Annotated in this window: 20 protein-coding genes; 6 read left to right on the forward strand and 14 right to left on the reverse strand. The window is 72.7% G+C overall.

Annotated features, from left to right (window positions below; all coding sequences use genetic code 11):
* The first annotated feature begins 5 nt into the window (after positions 1-5).
* Positions 6-707, forward strand: coding sequence for a class I SAM-dependent methyltransferase (locus AB4880_RS07515; RefSeq protein WP_367918591.1), 702 nt, complete (start codon positions 6-8; stop codon positions 705-707).
* On the opposite strand, the gene AB4880_RS07520 is transcribed toward AB4880_RS07515, so the two are convergent.
* Positions 682-1,725 carry a LacI family DNA-binding transcriptional regulator gene (locus tag AB4880_RS07520; RefSeq protein ID WP_367918592.1) on the reverse strand — a complete coding sequence of 348 codons (1,044 nt, stop codon included), beginning with the start codon at positions 1,723-1,725 and terminating at the stop codon, positions 682-684. The two genes, AB4880_RS07515 and AB4880_RS07520, sit on opposite strands and share 26 nt — an antisense overlap.
* An 81-nt stretch (positions 1,726-1,806) precedes the next feature.
* On the opposite strand from AB4880_RS07520, the gene radA reads away from it, so the two are divergent.
* Positions 1,807-3,243, forward strand: coding sequence for a DNA repair protein RadA (gene radA / locus AB4880_RS07525; RefSeq protein WP_367918593.1), 1,437 nt, complete (start codon positions 1,807-1,809; stop codon positions 3,241-3,243).
* A 293-nt stretch (positions 3,244-3,536) separates the two neighbouring features.
* The gene (gene disA / locus AB4880_RS07530) at positions 3,537-4,610 is read left to right on the forward strand and encodes a DNA integrity scanning diadenylate cyclase DisA (protein ID WP_367918594.1); all 1,074 of its coding nucleotides are present in this window, start codon (positions 3,537-3,539) and stop codon (positions 4,608-4,610) included.
* A 33-nt stretch (positions 4,611-4,643) separates the two neighbouring features.
* Here disA and AB4880_RS07535 read toward each other — a convergent pair whose 3' ends face one another.
* Complete coding sequence (locus tag AB4880_RS07535) at positions 4,644-5,441, reverse strand: hypothetical protein (protein ID WP_367918595.1); 798 nt, start codon at positions 5,439-5,441, stop codon at positions 4,644-4,646.
* A gap of 100 nt (positions 5,442-5,541) precedes the next feature.
* Here AB4880_RS07535 and AB4880_RS07540 point away from each other — a divergent pair, with 100 nt between their 5' ends.
* A complete protein-coding gene (locus AB4880_RS07540) occupies positions 5,542-6,465 on the forward strand; it encodes an HhH-GPD family protein (protein WP_367918596.1) in 924 nt (307 codons plus the stop codon).
* Positions 6,466-6,475: 10 nt separating this feature from the next.
* Here the strand turns inward: AB4880_RS07540 and AB4880_RS07545 are convergent, their stop codons facing one another.
* Entirely contained in the window at positions 6,476-7,042 is a 567-nt protein-coding gene (locus AB4880_RS07545; protein WP_367918597.1) for a TetR/AcrR family transcriptional regulator, read from the reverse strand.
* A gap of 79 nt (positions 7,043-7,121) precedes the next feature.
* Here AB4880_RS07545 and AB4880_RS07550 point away from each other — a divergent pair, with 79 nt between their 5' ends.
* Positions 7,122-7,448 (forward strand): DMT family transporter, encoded by a 327-nt coding sequence (locus AB4880_RS07550; protein ID WP_367918598.1) that lies wholly within the window; start codon positions 7,122-7,124, stop codon positions 7,446-7,448.
* Between the two features lie 118 nt (positions 7,449-7,566).
* Here AB4880_RS07550 and AB4880_RS07555 read toward each other — a convergent pair whose 3' ends face one another.
* The 8 genes from AB4880_RS07555 to AB4880_RS07590 all read right to left on the reverse strand — a co-directional run bounded on the left by AB4880_RS07555 (position 7,567) and on the right by AB4880_RS07590 (position 16,629).
* The gene (locus AB4880_RS07555) at positions 7,567-10,134 is read right to left on the reverse strand and encodes an ATP-dependent Clp protease ATP-binding subunit (protein WP_367918599.1); all 2,568 of its coding nucleotides are present in this window, start codon (positions 10,132-10,134) and stop codon (positions 7,567-7,569) included.
* A gap of 222 nt (positions 10,135-10,356) precedes the next feature.
* On the reverse strand, positions 10,357-10,692 hold the full coding sequence (locus AB4880_RS07560) for a histone-like nucleoid-structuring protein Lsr2 (protein ID WP_367918600.1): 336 nt from the start codon (positions 10,690-10,692) through the stop codon (positions 10,357-10,359).
* Between the two features lie 111 nt (positions 10,693-10,803).
* Positions 10,804-11,577, reverse strand: a complete 774-nt coding sequence (locus tag AB4880_RS07565) for a type III pantothenate kinase (RefSeq protein WP_367918601.1) — start codon at positions 11,575-11,577, stop codon at positions 10,804-10,806.
* Entirely contained in the window at positions 11,574-12,554 is a 981-nt protein-coding gene (gene nadC / locus AB4880_RS07570) for a carboxylating nicotinate-nucleotide diphosphorylase (protein ID WP_367918602.1), read from the reverse strand. Before nadC ends, AB4880_RS07565 begins: the two co-directional genes overlap by 4 nt.
* Positions 12,551-14,221: an L-aspartate oxidase gene (locus tag AB4880_RS07575; RefSeq protein ID WP_367918603.1), complete on the reverse strand. Its 1,671-nt coding sequence runs from the start codon at positions 14,219-14,221 to the stop codon at positions 12,551-12,553. Before AB4880_RS07575 ends, nadC begins: the two co-directional genes overlap by 4 nt.
* Before the next feature lie 25 nt (positions 14,222-14,246).
* On the reverse strand, positions 14,247-14,666 hold the full coding sequence (panD, locus tag AB4880_RS07580; protein ID WP_367918604.1) for an aspartate 1-decarboxylase: 420 nt from the start codon (positions 14,664-14,666) through the stop codon (positions 14,247-14,249).
* 155 nt (positions 14,667-14,821) lie between these two features.
* Positions 14,822-15,721 (reverse strand): pantoate--beta-alanine ligase, encoded by a 900-nt coding sequence (gene panC / locus AB4880_RS07585; protein ID WP_367918605.1) that lies wholly within the window; start codon positions 15,719-15,721, stop codon positions 14,822-14,824.
* Complete coding sequence (locus tag AB4880_RS07590) at positions 15,718-16,629, reverse strand: Rossmann-like and DUF2520 domain-containing protein (protein ID WP_367918606.1); 912 nt, start codon at positions 16,627-16,629, stop codon at positions 15,718-15,720. Before AB4880_RS07590 ends, panC begins: the two co-directional genes overlap by 4 nt.
* A gap of 199 nt (positions 16,630-16,828) precedes the next feature.
* On the opposite strand from AB4880_RS07590, the gene AB4880_RS07595 reads away from it, so the two are divergent.
* Positions 16,829-17,458: a sulfotransferase family 2 domain-containing protein gene (locus AB4880_RS07595; RefSeq protein WP_367918607.1), complete on the forward strand. Its 630-nt coding sequence runs from the start codon at positions 16,829-16,831 to the stop codon at positions 17,456-17,458.
* Positions 17,459-17,468: 10 nt separating this feature from the next.
* Here AB4880_RS07595 and AB4880_RS07600 read toward each other — a convergent pair whose 3' ends face one another.
* From AB4880_RS07600 to AB4880_RS07610, 3 genes are read right to left on the reverse strand one after another with little or no spacing between them, the layout of a single operon-like run.
* On the reverse strand, positions 17,469-19,091 hold the full coding sequence (locus AB4880_RS07600) for a glycosyltransferase 61 family protein (RefSeq protein ID WP_367918608.1): 1,623 nt from the start codon (positions 19,089-19,091) through the stop codon (positions 17,469-17,471).
* Between the two features lies 1 nt (position 19,092).
* The gene (locus AB4880_RS07605; RefSeq protein WP_367918609.1) at positions 19,093-20,493 is read right to left on the reverse strand and encodes an SDR family NAD(P)-dependent oxidoreductase; all 1,401 of its coding nucleotides are present in this window, start codon (positions 20,491-20,493) and stop codon (positions 19,093-19,095) included.
* Positions 20,494-20,516: 23 nt separating this feature from the next.
* Positions 20,517-21,689, reverse strand: a complete 1,173-nt coding sequence (locus tag AB4880_RS07610) for a sulfotransferase family protein (RefSeq protein ID WP_367918610.1) — start codon at positions 21,687-21,689, stop codon at positions 20,517-20,519.
* Positions 21,690-21,709: the final 20 nt, after the last annotated feature.

Here is a 21,709-nt window from a genome sequence, read left to right on the forward strand (position 1 = left end):
CTGCGATGCACGTCCGGGGCGCCATCCCGAGCCCCAACATCTGGAACCACACCGCGACGTACGAGCTCGAGAACCGCGCCGCCGATCCCGACGGCCGGCTCTGGGCCGCGATGCGGGCGCGCGCCGACTGGACCGACAAGGTCGTCCTCGATCTCGGCTGCGGCTCCGGCTTCCACCTCCCCGCCTTCGCCGGCACGGCGGCGCGGGCGGTCGGCGTCGAGCCGCACACCGGGCTGGTCAGGCTCGCCCAGCGCCGGCTGCGCAGCCGCAAGGTCGACAACGCCGAGGTGCTGCGGGGGACCGCGCAGGAGATCCCGCTGCCGGACGCGTCGGTCGACGTCGTCCACGTGCGGTGGGCCTACTTCTTCGGTCCCGGCTGCGAGCCCGGGCTGGTCGAGCTCGACCGCGTCCTGCGCCGTGGCGGTGTCGCCCTGATCATCGACAACGACGGCTCGCGCTCGACCTTCGGCGACTGGTTCCGCCGCGGATACCCGCACCTGCCGGCGCCGGAGGCGATCGAGCGGTTCTGGAGCATCCGCGGCTGGACCCTCGACCAGGTCGACATGGGATGGCGCTTCGAGAGCCGCGCCGACCTCGAGGCCGTGGTGCGGATCGAGTTCACGCCCGACTTCGCCGACGAGGTGCTGCGCGCCCACCAGGGCGTCGAGGTCGACTACGCGGTCAACCTCTGGTCGAGGACGTTCTGACCTCGAGCCGCGGCGCCAGCAGGACGCCCCCGGGCTCGGTCGGCACCGGCGCGAGCAGCAGGCGCAGCTCGGCGACGAGGTGGACGGCGGCCTCCTCCAGCGGTTGACGGACCGACGTCAGGCCCATCACCTGGGCGACCTGCGAGTCGTCGAAGCCGACGACGGCGACGTCGTCGCCAGGGGTGAGACCGCGCGCGGCCAGCGTGTGCAGGGCGCCGACCGCCAGTGTGTCCGACGCGCACACGAAGGCCGTCGGGCCACAGTCGCTCGCGTCGAGCAGCGTCGCCGCGGCCTCGCGCCCGGCCGCGACGGTGTCGGGGACGGCGGCCTCCAGACCGGTCGTCGACAGCCCGTGCGCGACCATCGTCCGGTGCCAGCCGGCGCGGCGGTCCTCGCCGATCCGCGAGCCGGGCTCCCAGCCCAGCCAGGCGATCCGCTCGTGCCCGAGGCCGCGCAGGTGTTCGGTCGCCGCCTGGACGCCGGCCGCGCCGTCGACGTCGACCCACGGGTGCTGGGCGTTGGCGTCGTCCCAGGGGCGGCCGAAGGCGACGAAGGGCGCGCGGCGCAGGGTCAGGCCGACGGTCTGCGGGTTGCCGAGGTAGGTGTCGGTGACGACGAAGGCGTCGACCGCGGTGGAGCGGAGCAGGTCGTCGTAGCCGCCGAGCGGATCGGGCAGCTCGCCCTCCGCGACGCGGCCGCCCGAGAACAGCAGCACGTGATATCCGGCCTCGCGCGAGGCCTCCACCAAGGCGTGCACGAAGCGGTCCATCGTGGTGTTGGCGGTGTACTCCTGCGCGGGCGTCAGCCGCATCCCGATCAGGTGGGACGAGCGGGTGCGCAGGTGGCGGGCGGCCTGGTTGGGCGTGTAGTCGAGGCTCTCGATCGCGTCCTGGACCCGCGCCAGGGTGTCGGGGCGGAGCAGATCGGGATTGTTGATCGCGTTGGACACGGTCTGCCGCGAGACGCCCGCCCGCTCGGCGACGTCGGCGAGGGTGGCCGGCGGCCGCGGGTTCTCCACAGGCCGGATTGTCCCATGACCTTTTCCACACCCGCCGCGTGCCGGGATGGTTCCGTCGGAGCCCTCCTCTACTGTCGTGCCATGGCTGGTTCGAAAACACGTTCGACCTATCGCTGCGGCGAGTGCGGCTGGACGACGGCGAAGTGGGTCGGGCGCTGCGGTGAGTGCCAGGCCTGGGGCTCGGTGTCCGAGGTCGCGATCGCGGCCGCGGGTCCGACCCGCAACACCTCGGCCGCGCCGGTCACCCGGCCGGCGGTGCCGATCGGCCAGGTGTCCGCCGAGCGGGCCACCCACCACCGATCCGGTGTGCCCGAGCTCGACCGGGTCCTCGGTGGCGGGCTGGTGCCCGGCGCCGCGGTGCTCCTGGCCGGCGAGCCCGGCGTCGGCAAGTCCACCCTGCTGCTCGAGGTGGCCGCGCGCACCGCCCAGGGGCAGCGCACCCTCTACGTCACCGGCGAGGAGTCCGCGGCCCAGGTCCGGCTGCGCGCCGACCGCACCGGCGCGATCCAGGACCAGCTCTACCTCGCCGCCGAGACCGACCTCGGCGCGGTGCTCACCCACATCGAGGAGGTGCGCCCGGCCACGGTCGTCATCGACTCGGTGCAGACCATCGGCGCCTCCGGGGTCGACGGCGTGCCCGGCGGGGTCACCCAGGTCAAGGAGGTCGCCCAGGCGCTGGTCCGCATGGCCAAGAGCCGCGACATCACCGTGGTGATGATCGGCCACGTCACCAAGGACGGCTCGATCGCCGGCCCCCGCGTCCTGGAGCACCTGGTCGACGTGGTGCTGCACTTCGAGGGCGACCGCAACTCCCGCTTCCGCATGCTGCGCGCGGTCAAGAACCGGTTCGGCCCCGTCGACGAGGTCGGTTGCTTCGACCTCGGCCCCGACGGCATCAGCGCCGTCGACGACCCCACCGGCATCTTCGTCGAGCGCCACCACGGCCGGGTCCCCGGCACCTGCGTGGCCGTGTCGATGGAGGGGCGACGGCCGCTGCTCGCCGAGGTCCAAGGGCTGGTGACCCTCTCGCCGGCCGAGCGGCCCCGCCGTACGACCTCGGGCATCGACGGCTCCCGGCTCGCGATGATCCTCGCCGTCCTGCAGCAATACTGCGGGGTCAGGCTCCACCAGCACGACGTCTTCGCCGCGACCGTCGGCGGCGCCCGGCTCACCGACCCCGGCGCCGACCTCGCCCTCGCGGTCGCGGTCGCCTCCGCCCACTTCGTCTCCGCGCCTCCCGCCGGCGTGGTCGCGCTCGGCGAGATCGGGTTGTCCGGCGAGCTTCGGCGGGTGCGCGACCTGCCCCAGCGGCTCGCCGAGGCGGCACGGCTCGGCTTCGCGCTGGCGATCGTCCCGGCCGACCCGGGGCAGGCGCAGGGCGTGCGTCGTCCGGCCACCGACCGGATGATCGACGGCATGCGGGTGATCGAGGCGCCCGACGCCCTCAGCGCGCTGCGACTGCTCAACCTCGACCGCCGTACCAAGCACGCATTGGAGGTGGTCGACGGCACCGACTGACTCCCCTCCCGCCCCGCCGCCTGCGCCCGACCCGCGCCGCACCCCGATCCGCCCCGGCACTCCTCAACAGCAGGCCGCGCGCCCTCCCCAGCGAGGCCTCGGCGGGCCACAATCGAATATCCGACGCATGCGCGTCGCCACGCGCGGATAAGGTACGACCGACCGGCCAGCACCTCCGACCGGTCATCGCAGCCGAACCACGTGGCCGCACCACGAAGCAGCACCCGAAGCAGCACCCGAAGCACCACCACCAGCACGACCGTAGGAACTCGACCCAGCAGAGGAGCGCGCGCGTGGTCACGTCGGCCGATCCCCGACTCCGGGAGGCCCTCGCCTCGATCGCACCGGGCACGCCGCTGCGCGACGGGCTCGAGCGGATCCTCCGCGGCCGCACCGGCGCGCTGATCGTGCTCGGGCAGGACAAGCTCGTCGACAGCCTGTGCACGGGCGGCTTCGAGCTCGACGTCCCGTTCACCGCGACCGGCCTTCGCGAGCTCGCCAAGATGGACGGCGCGATCATCGTCGACGGTGCCGTCAACCGGATCGTCCGGGCGGCGGTGCACCTGATGCCCGACCAGAGCATCCCGTCCGAGGAGACCGGCACCCGCCACCGCACGGCCGACCGCGTGGCCAAGCAGACCGGCTACCCGGTCATCTCGGTCTCGCAGTCGATGCAGATCATCGCGGCGTACGTCGGCGAGACCCGCCACGTCCTCGAGGACTCCGGCCAGATCCTCTCGCGCGCCAACCAGGCCCTCGCGACGCTGGAGCGCTACAAGCTGCGCCTCGACGAGGTGTCGAGCACGCTGTCCGCACTGGAGATCGAGGACCTGGTCACCGTCCGCGACGTCGCCGTGGTCGCCCAGCGCCTCGAGATGGTCACCCGGATCGCGCGCGAGATCGAGGACTACGTCCTCGAGCTCGGCACCGACGGCCGCCTCCTCGCGCTGCAGCTCGAGGAGCTGATCACCGGCGTCGACACCGAGCGTGAGCTCGTGATCCGCGACTACGTGCCGTCCCGGCGTCGCAGCCGCGACCCGCTCGACCTGCTCGGCAAGCTGGAGCAGCTCTCCGCGACCGACCTGGTCGACCCCTCGGCGGTCGCGAAGGTCCTCGGGATCGGCACCGGCGAGCACCTCGACGGCGCGGTCGCTCCGCGCGGCTACCGCCTGCTCACCAAGGTCCCGCGCCTGCCCTCGAATGTCGTCGAGGGCCTGGTCGACCACTTCAGCACCCTGCAGAAGCTGCTCTCCGCCGGCATCGACGACCTCCAGGCCGTCGAGGGCGTCGGCGAGCTGCGCGCACGCAGCGTCCGCGAGGGCCTGAGCCGGCTCGCCGAGTCGACCATCCTCGAGCGCTACGTCTGAGGCGCCGTCGGCCGACGGCGCCTCGGGCGTGGCCTAGTTCGTCGGCGTCTTCGGCTTCTTCGGCTGCTTGACCGGCGTCGACGGCGGCGGGACCTCGATCGTCTTCGCCACCGGCCGGCCCAGCGAGAAGTCCGCCTCGGCCGGCTCGCCGCCCAGCGAGGCCGCCTCGACGGTGAACCCGCCCGGCATCACCCACTTCGCCTGGGCGGTGCAGCCGCTGGTCGACTCGCGCGCGTTCCAGCTCATCTGGACGACGGTCGCCACCGCCCGCCGTACGACGACCGGCTGGGTCGGCACCATCTTCGGGCACTGTCCCGTCGTCCAGACGACCTTGCCGTTCTGGGAGATCCGGACGGTCACGCTCCGGGAGTCGACCTGCCAGTTGCAGGCCTCGGAGCTGAGGGTCTGCAGCGAGAGGCTGACCGGTACGTCGCCGCCGGCGACCGCGCCGGTGGCCACCGACGGCGTGACCACGACGTCCGAGGCGGAGCACTCGCCCTCGGGCGCGGCGAGCGTGGGCGTGGTCGGTGCGACCGGAGCGGTCGCACCGGACGGATCGCCCGATGCCGCACCCGACGGGCCACCGGATGCGCCGGCGGTCACCGTCTGGGTGGCCGGAACCTGCGCGCCGGTGCGCTTCGCATCGGCGGCGTCGGCCGACGAGCCGTCGCTGCCGGCGGTCAGCCACCGCGCGATGACGAACACCAGGGAGAAGGCGACGCCGAGCACGAACAGGCGCCGGCGCCAGTAGACGCCGGGCGGCAGCGGTCCGCGCGGTCCCCGAGTTCCGCGGGGCCCGGGATGCGGGCGCGGGCGGCGGGCGGAGGACATGGATCCGACGGTAGTCAGCGCGGCCGCGCGATCCCGGCTGACCCGCCGAGCAGCCCCCGGTGAACGCGACATCACACCCGGTCCACACAATGGGTCCACCATGACCACCCGCCCCACCAGCAGCCCGAGCCGTTCTGAGCGCCCGCGCCCGAGCGCGGCCGACGAGCTGGTCGCCCCCATCCTGCGCTGGTACGACGAGAACGCCCGCGACCTCCCCTGGCGGCGCCCGGACGCGACGCCGTGGTCGGTCCTGGTCAGCGAGTTCATGCTGCAGCAGACCCCGGTGGTCCGCGTGCTGCCGGTCCACGAGGCGTGGCTGGACCGCTGGCCGACCCCGGCGGCGCTGGCGGCGGAGTCGTCCGGTGAGGCGGTCCGGGCGTGGGGCCGGCTCGGCTACCCGCGCCGGGCGCTGCGGCTGCACGCGGCGGCGACGGCGATCACCGAGGAGCACGGCGGCGAGGTCCCCAGCGAGTACGATGCGCTGCTCGCCCTCCCCGGCATCGGCGACTACACGGCGGCCGCGGTGGCGGCGTTCGCGTACGGCCGACGGCAGGTCGTCCTCGACACCAACGTCCGGCGGGTCCTGGCCCGGACCGTCACCGGCACCGAGTTCCCGCCGCGCTCCGTCACCCGCGCCGAGCGCGATCTCGGCGCCGACCTGCTCCCCGAGGACGCCCCCGCTGCCGCCACCTGGTCGGTCGCCGTCATGGAGCTCGGCGCCCTCGTCTGCACGGCCGACCGGCCCCGCTGCGACGCCTGCCCGGTGGTGGCCGCGTGCGCGTGGCAGCGCGCCGGCGCCCCGGCGTACGACGGGCCGCCGCGCCCGGTCCAGACCTACGCGGGCACCGACCGGCAGTGCCGCGGCCGGCTGCTCGCCGTCCTGCGCGACGCGCCGGGCGACGTGACCCGGGCGCAACTCGACGCCGCGTGGGATGACGTCCCCCAGCGCGAGCGGGCCCTCGCCTCACTCCTCGCCGACGGCCTGGTGGCCGCGCGCGCGGACGGGCGCTACCAGCTGCCCTGATCCCGCGCCGCTACGCGCCGGCGACCGCCGCGACCGCGTCGGCCAGGTCGGACACCGACTGCTCCAGCTGCGCCGTGCCGCGGTCGAGCGGCAGGTCGAGCTGCAGCCCCATCAGCGCCGCATCGAGCAGGTTGGCCGCCCGCGGCGCAGCGGCGGGCGCGCAGCCGCCGGCGACGAGCAGGTCGACGAGCGCGGCGAGCCAGGCGCGGTTGGACTCGCGGACGATGCCGGCGTAGGGCTCCTGCCCGAGCAGTCCGAGCGCCGCGGCCTCGACGTACAGGCGCTGGCAGCGCTCGAGCTGGCCGTCGGTCGAGGCGGCCCACAGGGTCAGCACGGCGTCGCGCACCGAGGCCGCGGGCGGCAGCGAGCGCAGCAGCGCGATGGACCGCTCGTTGGAGGTGTGCAGCAGGGTCGCGACCAGGTCGTCCTTGCCGGAGAAGTGATAGAGCAGCATCCGGTCGCTGGTGCCCAGCGCGGCCGCGAGTGGCCGCAGGCTGAGGCCGATCAGGCCGTGCTCGAGGACGTGGTCGGTGGCCGCCTCCGCGAGCTCACGGCGCCGCTCGCTCCCCTCGATCATACGGATCAATGTAGCAGGTGCTACATTTGTAGCAGTCGCTACACGAGCGCCCCGAAGAGATCCAGAAGGAGGTGTCGCGGTGATCGCCTGGCTGCTGTTGCTGACCGCGATCGGTGTCGAGGTGGCCGCGAGCGCGGCGCTGCCACGCACCGAGAGCTTCCGCGACCCCCTGTGGACCGCCGTCGTCCTGAGCGGCTACGGCGCGTCGATCTGGCTGCTCACCCTGGTCGTCAAGCACCTGCCCGTCTCGATCGCGTACGCCGTCTGGGCCGGCCTCGGCACCGCCGGCATCGCCGTCGTCGGCTCGCTCTTCCTCGGCGAGAGCCTCAACGGCGTCAAGCTCGCGGCGCTGAGCCTGATCATCCTCGGCGTGGTCCTGCTCAACCTGACCGGCACCGCTCACTGATCCCCGTCGTAGCGGACGTTCGGGTCGCGAAATCGCCATTTCGGCGACCCGAACGTCCGGTACGACGAACCGACCCGGCCCGCAGCAGCGGACCGGGTCGGTGTGCGTTCAGCTCAGGTCAGGCCGACTCGGAGGAGTCGTCACCCGGCTCGGCGGTCGGCGTCGAGGACGACGGCGCCTCGATCACCGTCTCGAGCGGCGGCATGTCGGGGAGCTCCCCGACCTTCTGCCCCTCGAAGGTGAAGCCCGCGTTGGGACCCTCGCCGTCGACGTCGACCAGCACGATCTGGCCGGGGCCGACCTCGCCGTAGAGCATCTTCTCGGCGAGGACGTCCTCGATCTCGCGCTGGATCGTGCGACGCAGCGGCCGCGCGCCCAGCACCGGGTCGAAGCCCCGCTCGGCGAGCAGGTTCTTCGCCCTCTGGGTGAGCTCGAGGCGCATGTCGCGGTCCTTGAGCCGGACCTCGACCGCCGCGATCATGTTGTCGACCATGGCCACGATCTGCTCGGCGGACAGCGGCGGGAAGACGATGATCTCGTCGACGCGGTTGAGGAACTCGGGGCGGAAGTGCTGCTTGAGCTCCTCGGAGACCTTGCCCTTCATCCGCTCGTAGGAGCCCGCCGCGTCACCGGCCTGGTTGAAGCCCAGGTTGATGCCCTTGGCGATGTCGCGCGTGCCGAGGTTGGTGGTCATGATGATGACGCAGTTCTTGAAGTCGACGACCCGGCCCTGCGAGTCGGTCAGGCGACCTTCCTCGAGGATCTGCAGCAGGCTGTTGAAGATGTCGGGGTGGGCCTTCTCGACCTCGTCGAAGAGGACGACGGAGAACGGCTTGCGGCGCACCTTCTCGGTGAGCTGGCCGCCCTCCTCGTAGCCGACGTAGCCCGGAGGCGAGCCGAAGAGCCGCGAGACGGTGTGCTTCTCGCCGAACTCCGACATGTCGAGCTGGATCAGCGCGTCCTCGTCGCCGAACAGGAACTCGGCGAGCGTCTTGGAGAGCCAGGTCTTACCGACACCGGACGGACCGGCGAAGATGAACGAGCCGCCGGGGCGCTTGGGGTCCTTCAGGCCGGCACGCGTACGACGGATCGCCCGCGAGAGCGCCTTGACGGCCTCCTCCTGGCCGATGACCCGCTTGTGCAGCTCGTCCTCCATCTTGAGCAGTCGGGTCGACTCCTCCTCGGACAGCTTGACGATCGGGATGCCGGTCGCCACGGCGAGCACCTCGGCGATCAGCTCCTCGTCGACCTCGGCGACCTCGTCCATGTCGCCCGCGCGCCACTGCTTCTCGCGCTCGGACTTCTTCAGGATGAGCTGCTTCTCCTCGTCGCGCAGGCGCGCGGCGGCCTCGAAGTCCTGGCCGTCGATGGCGGCCTCCTTGCGCTGACGGACCTCAGCGATCTGCTCGTCGTACTCGCGCAGGTCGGCGGGCGCCGTCATCCGGCGGATCCGCAGTCGCGAGCCGGCCTCGTCGATCAGGTCGATCGCCTTGTCGGGCAGGAAGCGGTCGGAGATGTAGCGGTCGGCGAGGGTGGCCGCGGAGACCAGCGCCTCGTCGGTGATGGTCACCCGGTGGTGCGCCTCGTAGCGGTCGCGGATTCCCTTGAGCATCTCGATCGTGTCGGCGATCGACGGCTCGGGCACCTGGATCGGCTGGAAGCGGCGCTCGAGAGCGGCGTCCTTCTCGAGGTACTTGCGGTACTCGTCGAGCGTGGTCGCGCCGATCGTCTGCAGCTCGCCACGGGCCAGCATCGGCTTGAGGATCGAGGCCGCGTCGATCGCGCCCTCGGCCGCGCCGGCGCCGACGAGGGTGTGGATCTCGTCGATGAACAGCACGATGTCGCCGCGGGTACGGATCTCCTTGAGGACCTTCTTCAGGCGCTCCTCGAAGTCACCGCGGTAGCGCGAGCCGGCCACCAGGGCGCCCAGGTCGAGCGTGTAGATCTGCTTGTCCTTGAGCGTCTCGGGGACGTTGCCCTTGACGATGTCCTGGGCCAGGCCCTCGACGATCGAGGTCTTGCCGACGCCGGGCTCACCGATGAGCACCGGGTTGTTCTTGGTACGCCGGGAGAGCACCTGCATCACGCGCTCGATCTGCTGCGCGCGGCCGATGATCGGGTCGAGCTTGCCCTCGCGGGCGTCCTGGGTCAGGTTGCGGCCGAACTGGTCGAGGACCAGCGAGGACGACGGCGCGTCGCTGCCGCTGGTGCTGCCGGACGCCGAGGCGGTCGAGCCGCTCTCCTTGCCCTGGAAGCCGGACAGCAGCTGGATCACCTGCTGGCGGACCCGGTTGAGGTCGGCGCCGAGCTTCTGCAGCACCTGGGCCGCGACGCCCTCGCCCTCCCGGATCAGGCCGAGCAGGATGTGCTCGGTGCCGATGTAGGAGTGGCCGAGCTGCAGCGCCTCGCGCAGGGACAGCTCGAGCACCTTCTTGGCGCGCGGCGTGAACGGGATGTGGCCGGACGGCGCCTGCTGACCCTGGCCGATGATCTCCTCGACCTGGGCGCGGACGGCCTCGAGCGAGATGTCGAGCGACTCCAGCGCCTTGGCGGCGACGCCCTCCCCCTCGTGGATCAGGCCGAGCAGGATGTGCTCCGTGCCGATGTAGTTGTGGGAGAGCATGCGGGCCTCCTCCTGGGCCAGCACGACCACCCGGCGGGCTCGGTCAGTGAACCGCTCGAACATTGCACGCTCCTCCTACGTCACAGGGTTGTTCGTAGGGTTACAACCCCGCTCACACCCTACGCGTTCCGAAGAGCCGACCTGCATCCGTCCGCTGTCAGCGAACGCCGCCCGCCAGCCCGTGCTCGCAGACGTGGACCGCCGCCCGGATCCGGGCGCGCAGAGGCGCACGGCCGGCGGCTCGGGCCGTGCGGGGGCGCCCCCCGGCGCCGGCCGGGGGCGAGCTCAGTGGGCGCCGTCGAACGCCTGACGGACGTCGGCGGGGATCCGCCCGCGCTCGGGCACGGTGAAGCCGTTGTCGCGGGCCCACTCGCGGATCTCCTTGGCCGAGGCGCCACCGGCGGCCGCCGCGGCCGCGCGACCGCGCTTGGGGGCGCTGCCGCCGCGGCTCACCTTGCGGGCGTGACCGACATAGGGAGCGATGGCGTCGCGCAGCGCATTCGCATTCTTGTCATTGAGGTCGATCTCGTAATTCGCGCCGTCGAGGCCGAAGGTGACCGTCTGCGTGGCGTCGCTCCCGTCGATGTCGTCGACGAGGATGATGTTGACCTTCTGCGCCATCGGATATCTCCAGCTCGTAGCGTCGGAATGCGGCCGAAAGGAATTCCGGTCGATATATCCCAGATATTCGCACACGATGTCGCACTTGCCCAACAAGCAGCGCCGGAAATGTCAGCGCTGATTGCGCACGAAGACCTTCTCGAGTCCGCGCAGCGTCAGCGCCGGCACGTGATGGGTGAAGCACCGGCATTCGTCGCTGACCAGCGGCGCGAGATAGCCGGTGGCGATGACCGAGACCGAGGACGACGTGCCGAGCGCCGCGATCAGTCGCTCGACCATCCCCTCGACCTGGCTGGCCACGCCGAAGACCATGCCGGACTGCAGCGCCTCGACGGTGTTCTTGCCGATCACGCTGCGAGGGCGGACCAGCTCGACCATGCGCAGCTGGGCGCCGCCGCGGGACAGCGCCTCGAGGGAGATCTCGATTCCGGGGGTGATCGCGCCGCCGACATAGCGGCCCTCGCCGTCGACCACGTCGTACGTCGTCGCGGTGCCGCCGAAATCGACGACGATCGCCGGCGTGGGGAAATCGGCCGCTGCCGCCAGTGCGTTGACGATGCGGTCGGTGCCGACTTCGCGCGGATTGTCGACGAGAATCGGGACGCCGGTGCGAATACCAGGCTCGACGATCACCCGGTCGATGTCGGGGAAATGCGACGCCAGCATCTCGCGCCACGCATTCAGCACCGCCGGCACGGTCGCGCACACGGCGATCCCGGTGACCTCCTCCTCGCGCGCGCCGAGCAGCCCGCGCAGCAGCACCGCCCACTCGTCGGCCGTGCGGTGCTCGGCGGTCGAGACCCGCCAGTCGGCGACGACCGCGCCGTCGGACACCAGGCCGAGGACGGTGTGGGCGTTGCCGATGTCGGCCGCGAGAAGACTCATCCGCCGGCCCGGGGGGTCTGGGGGGCGGAGCCCTCCAGGCGGGGGTCCACGGGGGCGGAGCCCCCGTGTGGACGGAAGTCCAGGCCGAGGTCGAAGACGATGACCGAGTGGGTGAGCGCACCGACCGAGATGAAGTCGACGCCGGTCTCGGCGACCTCGCGGGCCCGCTCGAGGGTGAGCCCGCCGGACGCCTCGAGCGTCGCGTGCCCGCCCGCGGCCCGGTTGATCGCCACCGCCTCGGCCATGTCGGCGGTGCTCATGTTGTCGAGCAGCACCTCGGTGCACCCGGCGGCCAGGACGGCGCGCAGCTCGTCGAGGTCCATCACCTCGACCTCGACCCGCAGGCCGGGGTGCCGGGCGACGACCGCCTCGTAGGCGGCGACGACACCGCCCGCGGCGACCGCGTGGTTGTCCTTGACCATCGCCCGGTCGACCAGGCTGAACCGGTGGTTGACTCCCCCGCCGCAGCGCACGGCGTACTTCTGCAGCGCGCGCCAGCCCGGCAGCGTCTTGCGGGTGTCGAGCACCCGGGCCCGGGTGCCGGCGAGCGCGTCGACCCAGCGCGAGGTCGCGGTCGCGACGCCGGACAGGTGGGAGGCGAAGTTGAGGGCGGTCCGCTCGGCGGTCAACACGCCGCGCACCGGCCCCGACACCGTGAGGACGACGTCGCCCGGCGCCACGCGGGTGCCGTCGGGCACCCGGCCGGTCACCTTGACCGTGTCGCCGAGTGCGTAGACGAAGGCCAGCTCGGCGATCGCGAGCCCGGCGACCACGCCCGGCTCGCGGGCGGCGAAGTCGGCGACCGCCTCGCCCATGTCGGGCATCGCGTCGCTGGTGACGTCGTCGACGCCGCCGGGGAGGTCCTCCTCGAACGCGAGCACCACGTGGTCGTAGACCGCCCGCGGGTCGAGGCCCGCGGCAGCGAGCTCGTCGACGAGCGCGCTCGGCAGGTCGGCGTAGGCGGTGCGGGCGATCACGACAGTCCTCCGTCGGTGGCGGGTGCGGCGACGAAGGCGACCGTCGTGGCGCCGTCGTCCATGGTCACGTCGAAGTGGCCGGCCCAGTCGGCGTCGTCGCGCTCGGGGAAGTCATCGCGCCAGTGCGAGCCGCGGGTCTCCTCGCGCAGCGCGGCGGCGCCGGCGAGCGCGGCACTGATGGTGAGCAGGTTGGTGTCCTCCCACGACGCCTGGTCGACGGTCTCGGCGGCGTGGCCGGCGAGCTTGTCGAGGACGGCGGCGCCCTCGGCGAGCCCGGTGGCCGAGCGCAGGACGCCGGCGCGGGAGGTCATCGTCTCCTGCAGCTCGCGGCGGATGTCGCCGGCCACCAGCCCCGCCGTACGACGGTCGGCCGCGGGCTCGCGCCACGCTCCGAGCTCGCCGGGCAGGACCTCGGCGATCCGCCGCGAGAAGACGAGCCCCTCGAGCAGCGAGTTGGACGCCAGCCGGTTGGCGCCGTGGACGCCGGAGCAGGCGACCTCGCCGGTGGCGTACAGGCCCGGGATGCCGGTGCGGCCGTCGAGGTCGGTGCGCACGCCGCCGGACGCGTAGTGGCACGCCGGCGCGACCGGGATCAGCTGGGTGACCGGGTCGATGCCGTAGGAGCGGGCGGTGGCGAGGATGGTCGGGAACCGGCGCTCCCAGAACTCCGCGCCGAGGTGGCGCGCGTCGAGCCACATGTGCGGGCGGCCGGTCTCGAGCATCCGCTTCATGATCGTCTTGGCGACGACGTCGCGCGGCGCCAGGTCGGCGAGCTCGTGGACGCCCCGCATGATCCGGTTGCCCTCGTCGTCGACGAGGAAGGCGCCCTCGCCGCGGACCGCCTCGGAGATGAGCGGCTGCTGCCCGCGCGAGTCGGGCCCGAGGTACATCACCGTCGGGTGGAACTGGACGAACTCCAGGTCGCGCAGGGTCGCACCCGCGCGCAGCGCGATCGCCATGCCGTCGCCGGTCGCGACCGACGGGTTGGTGGTCTGTGAGAACACCTGGCCGAGCCCGCCGCTGGCGAGCACCACCGCGCGGGAGTGGACGGCGCCGACGCCGTCGCGCTCGCCCTCGCCGATCACGTGCAAGGTGACGCCGGCGATGCCCGTCGTGCCGCTCTCGTCGGGGCCGAGCAGCAGGTCGACGGCCAGCGCGTGCTGGATGACCTCGATGTCGGGGGCCGCCTCGATCGCGGCGATGAGCGCCCGCTGGATCTCGGCGCCGGTGGCGTCGCCGCCGGCGTGGGCGATCCGGTCGCGGTGGTGGCCGCCCTCGCGGGTCAGCGAGAGCTCGCCGTCGGCGGTGTGGTCGAAGTTGGTGCCGAGCGCGATCAGCTCGCGGACCGCCTCGGGCCCCTCGTTGACGAGCACCCGTACGGCGTCGCGGTCGCACGCCCCGGCGCCCGCGACGAGCGTGTCGGCCTCGTGCTGCTCGGGGGTGTCGCCCGGGCCGAGCGCCGCGGCGATGCCGCCCTGCGCCCACTGGGTCGAGCCGGCGTTGAGGACGGTCTTGGTGACGACCAGGATCTTGTCGACCTGCCCGCGCAGCCGCAGCGCCGCGGTCAGGCCGGCGATGCCGGAGCCGACGATGACGACGTCGGCGCGCGTCGTCCAACCCGGGGCCGGTGCGGTGAGGCGCCCGGGGAGGCGCAGCTGTTGAGGCATCCCAGCAGGTTACTGAACGCGGGCGTCAGTGCGACGCGGTGACGTCACCGCGGGACAGCGACGGGTCGCCGAAGGTCTCGGCCGGGTCGAAGCCGGTCGCCATGATCTTGTTGTCGGCGTCGACGAAGACCACGTGCGGCTGGTACTCCTTGGCCTCCTCGGTGGTCATCTGGCCGTAGCCGATGAGGATCACCAGGTCGCCGGGGTGGACCAGGCGGGCGGCGGCGCCGTTGATGCCGATGACACCGCTGCCGCGCTCGCCGGCGATCGTGTAGGTCTCGAGCCGGGCGCCGTTGGTGATGTCGACGATGTGGACCAGCTCGCCGGCCAGCAGGTCGGCGGCCTCGAGCAGGTCCTCGTCGACGGTGACCGAGCCGACGTAGTGCAGGTCGGCCTGCGTGACGGTGGCGCGGTGGATCTTGCTCTTCATCATGGTGCGCAGCATTGCTGTCCTCACTTCGTTCGGACCCGGGCTTCGCCCGGAGAGGCGTGGTGCCGCTCCGGGCTTCGCCCGGAGAGGCGTGGTGCCGCTTCGCGGCGCTGTCTTCTGTTCCGGCCAACCAGGCTCGCTTCGCTCGCGGTTGCCCGGGCCGTGCGGTTTCAACGGGCACCTCCGAATGTCAGCGGCAGGTTGTCGATGAGGCGGGTCGTGCCGACCCGCGCGGCGACGAGGATCCGGCCCTCGGTGCCGGCCTCGGGATAGTCCGGCAGCTCGCCGAGACCGGTGGTGGTCAGTGCCAGATAGTCGAGCTCGACGCCCGGCTCGCTCTTGATGACGGCCATCGCGGCCCAGCGCGCCGCCGGGACGCCGTACGGCGCTCGCTCCTGCGCGGCCCGCAGCGCCCGGCTGAGCGCGACCGCCTGCTGGCGCTGCTCGGCGTCGAGGTAGCGGTTGCGGCTGGACCGGGCCAGGCCGTCGGGCTCGCGGTCGGTCTCGGCGCCGACGATCTCGATGCCGAGGCACAGGTCGCCGACCATCCGGCGGATCAGCGCGAGCTGCTGGTAGTCCTTCTCGCCGAAGACCGCCACGTCGGGGCGGACCAGGCCGAACAGCTTGGCGACGACCGTGAGCACGCCGCGGAAGTGGCCGGGCCGGCTGGCGCCCTCGAGCAGGTCGGCGAGCGGGCCGGGCTGGACGGTGACGGCCTCGGAGACGACGCCGTCGGGACCCTCGTGGGGGACGCCGTCGGGGTACATCTCGGCGACGGTCGGCGCGAACACCACGTCGACGCCCTCGGCGCCGGCGAGCTCGAGGTCGGCGTCGAAGGTGCGCGGGTAGCGGTCGAGGTCCTCATCGGGCCCGAACTGGAGCGGGTTGACGAAGATCGAGAGGACGACGGTGCCCTCGGCGCCGGCGCGCTCGCGGGCGATCCGCATCAGCGTCGCGTGGCCCTCGTGCAGCGCGCCCATGGTGGGCACGAAGACGACCGGGCCGGTGCCGCGCAGTGCGAGCAGCTCGCTGCGGCTGCGGGCGACGGCCGGGGTGGTCGTGGTGCTCACCGGCTGTCCACCCGGTGGGGCCGGGTGATGTCGCGGTCGCCGTAGGCGCGCAGGACGGTGGCGATCGACTGCGCCCGGATCGGCAGCAGCCGACCGTCGGTGACCGCGCGGTCGAGGGTGGCCCACGCCATCGCGACGTACGACGGGACGGTGTCGGGCGCGTTGGCGGCGATGTCCTTCAGGTGGGCCCCCACGGTCTGCACGTCGCCGCGGACGATCGGGCCGGTGAGCGCCGCGTCGCCGTGGGCGAGCGCGTTGTCGAGAGCCGCGTCGAGCAGCGGGCGCAGGGTGCCGGCCGGGTCGTCGACGCCGGCGGCGGTGAGCAGGCCCATCGCCTCGCTGACCAGGGTGACCAGGTGGTTGGCGCCGTGGGCGAGGCCCGCGTGGTAGAGCGTGCGCATCTCCTCGGGCACCCAGGTCGGGCGGCCGCCGAGGTCGGCGACGAGGGACTCGGCGAGCGCACGCTCGTCGGGGCCGGCGGTGAGGCCGAAGACGCAGCCGTGCAGCCGCTCGAGGTCGACGGCGGTGCCGGTGAAGGTCATCGCCGGATGCAGTGCGATCACGCGGGCGCCGACCGCTGCGGCCGGCGCGAGGACGGCGAGGCCGTGGCGACCGGAGGTGTGGGCGACGTACTGGCCGGCGTGGAGGGCGCCGCTGTCGGCGAGCACCTTGACCACGTTGGGCAGCATGTCGTCGGGGACGGTGAGCAGCAGCAGGTCGGCCTCGCGGGCGACGTCGCTCGGCTTGCGGAGCGGAACGCCCGGGAGCAGGTCGGCGGCCCGGCGCCGGGAGGCGTCGGACTCGCCCGCTGCGGCGATGACGGGGTGACCGGCCGCGCGGAGCCCGGCGGCCAGGACGGCGCCGACGCGACCGGCGCCGACGACACCCACACTCAGGTGGTGGGACATTCGTGAACCTTTCGTTCCCGTCCCTCCGACCACTCCCGCCGCGGGCGGCGGGAGCCGGTGTGGGTACCGGACGTTGTGCTCAGTGCTGTCGTCCCGAGGTTTCGGGACGGGTCAACCGTACGCCGCGCGCGGAGCCGCGGAAACGGGTCGGACTGGTGGGCTGGATCACAGCCCCGCGCCGGTCAGTAGGGTGACGGCCATGCCCGTTTTCTTGAACGGTGACCGCAATCTCCTCTTCGTGCACGTCCCCAAGGCCGGGGGGACCTCGATGGAGCGCATGCTGCGCGCCTCCGGCTGGAAGATGAAGTTCCACGCGTCCCGCAACTCCGAGCCCCGCACCTTCCCCCTGCGCCGCTGCTCGCCGCAGCACTATCACGGCACGCTGCTGAGCGAGGTCTTCGACCTGGCGGCCTTCGAGCTGCTCTTCGCCATCGTGCGCGACCCGATCGCGCGCTTCCGCTCGGAGTATCTCCACCAGGTGCGCCGGCTGCCCGAGGGCATCCGCACCGACGCCGCGAGCGTGGAGTCGTGGGCGGAGCAGGCGTTCGCGGCGTACGCGGCCAACCCGTACGTCTACGACAACCACCTGCGCCCGCAGAGCGAGTTCCTCGTCGAGGGCCTGGTGGTCCACCGGCTCGAGGACGGCCTGGAGGCCGCCACGGTCGACGTCGAGCGACGTCTGGGCCACGCGATCGAGCGGGACGTGCCCCGCGGTCAGCACAGCGTCGAGCGGGCCGGCGTGCCGAGCGACGCGGTCGAGGTGTCGCCGAAGCTCGAGGCTCGGCTGCGCGAGTTCTACGCCGCCGACTACGCCGCCTTCGGCTACTGACGGCCCTGGGCTACGGCAGGTCGGCGAGCAGCGAGCGCAGGAACGGACCCTCGCGCTCCTCGCTGTAGCTCCAGTCGGCGTGCATGTCGGTGCCGCTCGCCTGGCACACGACGTCGTCGAGCCGGTGGCCACGGGCGGAGGTGAGCAGCTGCTCGTTGCGCGGCTCATAGCTGGTCGGCCCGATCCGGATGATGTGCAGCGGGCGGTCGACGAAGGCGCACTGGAAGAGCCCGCTGCCGGCGTAGCCGGCGACCGCCTCGGCGTGCTGGAACATCTGCACCTGCTCGGCGAGCGGGTAGTCCTCGGGATAGACCTGCACGAAGCCGTGCTCGACGAAGACCGCCTCGAGCTCGTCGGCGTTGAGGCAGTCGCGCTTGCCGGCGCGGCGAGAGATGAAGATCCGGCGCGGCCAGTCGCGCTCGGGCAGGCCCTCGACGAGGCGGGCGCCGACCTGGTCCCAGACCGGGACGATCTCGGGGTGGACGTAGTGGGGCGCGGCGAACATCGGCGTCCCCGAGATCAGCCGGTCGACGCGGACCGGGCGGTCGATGACGACGATCCGGTCGCGCGGGATGCCGCAGGCCTCATAGAAGTCGAGCTCGTAGGGCATCGGCTCGGGACGCTTCACGACCTTGCCGACGATCACCTTGACGTCGGGGTCGAGCTCGAGCGCGTGCGGCCACGCCCACACCCGCGAGATGGTCTCGGTGAGGAGGTGGCCGAAGTGGCCGCGGAACTCGTCGTCGAGGTGGAAATAGGTGCCCTCGAGGCGCGGCAGGTCGTCGACCACGAACCGCTCGCGGTGGATCGCGAGGTGCGGCTCGAGGTCGAGCAGGCGGCGGTGGGAGTGGAGCGGCCGCGGGTGGTGGCGGTAGCTGTCGGGCAGCACGATCCGGCCGTCGATCACCACCTGGTAGGGGCCGACCACGACGTCGCGGTAGTCGCGCAGGCTGATCGCCGCGGTGGCCGTCGGCCGGGGGCTGCGCTGCACGGGGCCGGTGCGCCCGGCCGGCTCGGGGGTCGGCGGCGCCGCCGGGAAGATCTCCTTGACGTGGTGCGGCGACGGCACCCGCGCGAGGTAGTCGTTGAGGTCCTCCTCGCGGATCTTCGCGCGGACGTCGTCGATCCGGTGCCGCAGCACCAGGTCGTCGCCGTCGGTGCGGAAGTCGCCGTGGTCGCGCAGCGCGACGACCAGCCGGTCGCGGCGACGGCGGTTGCCGACGCGCATCCGGCCCGCGGTGCTGTCCTGCGCCGCGCGCAGCAGGGTGCCGAGCGGGCCGGGCCGGTCGCCCAGCTCGCCGGCCCCGCCGGGCACCAGGTAGGCGCCACCGGCGCGGACGTGGAAGAAGGCCTGGTGGAAGCGCTCGACCCGGCCCTCGGGCGCCGGCAGGTCGACCAGGACGTCGACCGGCCCGTGCTCGGCCAGCAGGAAGTGCTGCTCGCGGGCGTCGGCGGGCAGCGCCAGCACCCGCGCGTCGGGCAGGCGCGCGGCGAGCACCGGCGCCAGCGCGGGGTCGTGGACGGCGACCACCGGGCGCCGCAGGTCACGACTGAGGGCGACGACCCGCTTCGCGATCCGCTTCAGGCCCGGCTCGGCCTGGGAGCCGCGTCGAGCGGGAAGCTGGAATCGCACGTCAGAGCCCGAACGGGTCGTCCTTGCGCACGTCGTAGACGTGCCCGGACTGGTCGGAGAGCAGGACGTCGACCGAGGTGTGCGCGACGGTCAGCGAGTCGAGCAGCGTGCCGGGCGGCTCCTCGCCGAAGGCCTTGGTGCGCATCGGGGTGGCGGTCCGCTCGGGGTTGATGCAGTTGACCCGCACCCCGGCGTCGGCCCACTCGTCGGCCAGCGCCTGGGTCAGGTTGACCGTCGCCGCCTTGGCCGAGGAGTAGAGGCTGTAGCCGCTGCGGCCGCGGGTGTAGGAGCTCGACGTGAAGAGCAGCAGCGAGCCCCGCGTGGCCGCGAGGTGGGGGTAGAACTCCTGGGCGATGAAGATCGGGCCGAGGTAGTTGATCTCGGTGGCCGCGTAGATCGTCTCCTCGGTGGTCTCGAGGAGCTCGCCGCGCGGCAGCACGCCGGCGGTGTTGACGACGAAGTCGATCGAGCCGGCCTCGGCGATCGCGGCCTTCGCGGCGGCCGCGACGTCGGCGCGCCGGCCCACGTCGGTGTTGGTGGTCGAGCGGCTGAAGGTGAGCACCGTGGCGCCGTAGGAGCGGGCGAGCTCGGCGATGTCGGCGCCGATGCCGTAGCTGCCGCCGAAGACGACCATGGTCTTGCCCGCGAGCGCGCTGCGGTAGCCGGCGTCGTCCTTGGCGCGGGGCAGGTCGATGCCGGTGAGCTGGAAGAGCTTGTCGGCGATGAAGACGTCGATCGGCTCGGTGACCTTCATGTTCCGGTCGTCGCCGTTGACCACGATGATCGGCTCGCTCGGCAGGTAGCGCAGGACGACGCTGCAGTCGTCGGTCGCGGTGAAGTCGGGGTCGACCGCGGCCTTCTCGTAGGCCCGGGCCAGCACGTCGAGCCGGAACGCCTGGGGCGTCTGGCCGCGGCGCAGCGACGCGCGCGGCGGGATGCTGGAGATGGTGTCGTCGGCTGCGACCTCGATGATCGTGTCGGCCGACGGGATCGCGACGTCGACGGCCGGGTAGCTGTCGAGCGCGGTGAAGCACTCGCCGATGATCCGCGGCGTCACCAGCGGACGGACCGCGTCGTGCAGCAGGATCCGGATGTCGGCGCCGTCGCCGGTGCCGAGCAGGTGGTCGATCGCACGCTGGGTCGTGGCGTTGCGGGTGTCGCCGCCCTCGAGGATCGCGGTGACCTTCGGGTAGGCGTCGCCACGGGTGATGTCACGGACCGCGTCGGTGTGCCCCGGCGTCATCATGATGACGACCTCGTCGACGTCGGCGTGGTCGTGCAGCGCGACGAGGGTGTGCTCGAGCAGGGTCTTCCCGGCGACCTTGATCAGCTGCTTGGGGATGTCGAGCCCGACCCGGCTTCCGACACCGCCGGCGAGCAGGACGGCGACGTTCCTGGTCATGGGCCGCAGTCTCCCACAGGGGCTCAGCCGCGCCGCAGTCGCCGGCGCGCGCGCCGGGCGGCCTCGCGGAGCAGCTCCCGGCCGCCGTACGACGACAGGTCGGGGCGGCCGGCGGCGCCCTGGCGGGTGCCGAGCTCGAGCGCCGAGGCGAACGCGATGTCCATCAGCTCGCCCGCCGTGTCGACGCTCACCTCGGTCGGCGCGTCGACCGACTCGGGGAACTTCGCCGGGTCGACGAGCAGGTGGTCGAGCTCGCCGACGACGGTCGCGTTCGACGCGCGGACGGCGGAGATCCAGTCGGCGGTGTAGTCGTTGCCGAGCTCGGCGGCCCACCGCGGCGCGGTGATGCCGTACGGCGTGGCGCGGCCCGCGAGCGAGCGCAGGCGCGGCCGGGCGATATTGCCGACCGCGAACATCCAGGTCGGGTGCTCGCCGCCGCGGTCGGTGTAGACGTTGTTGAACGCGCGCAGCATCTCCGCCTCGGGAAAGGGCAGCGAGGCGTTGTCCATCACCGGCGGCTCGAGGATCTCGGGCACGCCCATCAGCGACTCGAAGACCCGGAAGTTGCCGAGCCGGTCGCCGGGCGCAGGGACGACGAGGACGATGTTCTCCTCGCCGAACACCGAGCCCCACTGGTCGATGACGCGACGCAGGCTGAACCGGTGGATCTGCGGCATCACCCGCTCCCACTCGGCGACCACGGTGCCGTCGGGACGCACCGAGTCGAAGTGCTTGCGCAGCCACTCCTCCAGCGGCTCGGTGCCACGGCGACGCAGCACCTCCTGCCACTGCGAGACGAGCAGGGGCGCGAGCGGGCGCAGGGTGAGCACGATCGTGGTGTCGGCGCCGAGGCGGTCGGCGATGTGCTGGATCCGGCCGGGCAGCGCCTGGCTGAGCGACTCGCTCGACCAGAAGGTGACCCGCGAGTGCGAGCCCGCGAAGTCGGCGGACAGGGCGTCCCAGCGCGCCTCCCAGTCGGCGCGGTCGTCCCAGTAGTCGGGGAGCGTGCCGGCCGCGACGAGCGCGGTCTTCATCTCGTGCCGGCCGCGCCCGGCGTTGTGGACGCCCAGCTCCTCGAGCTTCGGCCGGGCGTTGTGCAGCGCGCCCTGCAGCGCGGTGGTGCCGGTCTTCGGCATGCCGATGTGCAGGAAGCGGCCGCCGTCGGGCAGCGCATCGGGCAGGTCGACCAGACGCATGCTGGCGCTCCTTCTGGGTC

Source organism: Nocardioides ginsengisoli (genome assembly GCF_039537225.1).
Taxonomy (GTDB): domain Bacteria; phylum Actinomycetota; class Actinomycetes; order Propionibacteriales; family Nocardioidaceae; genus Nocardioides; species Nocardioides ginsengisoli.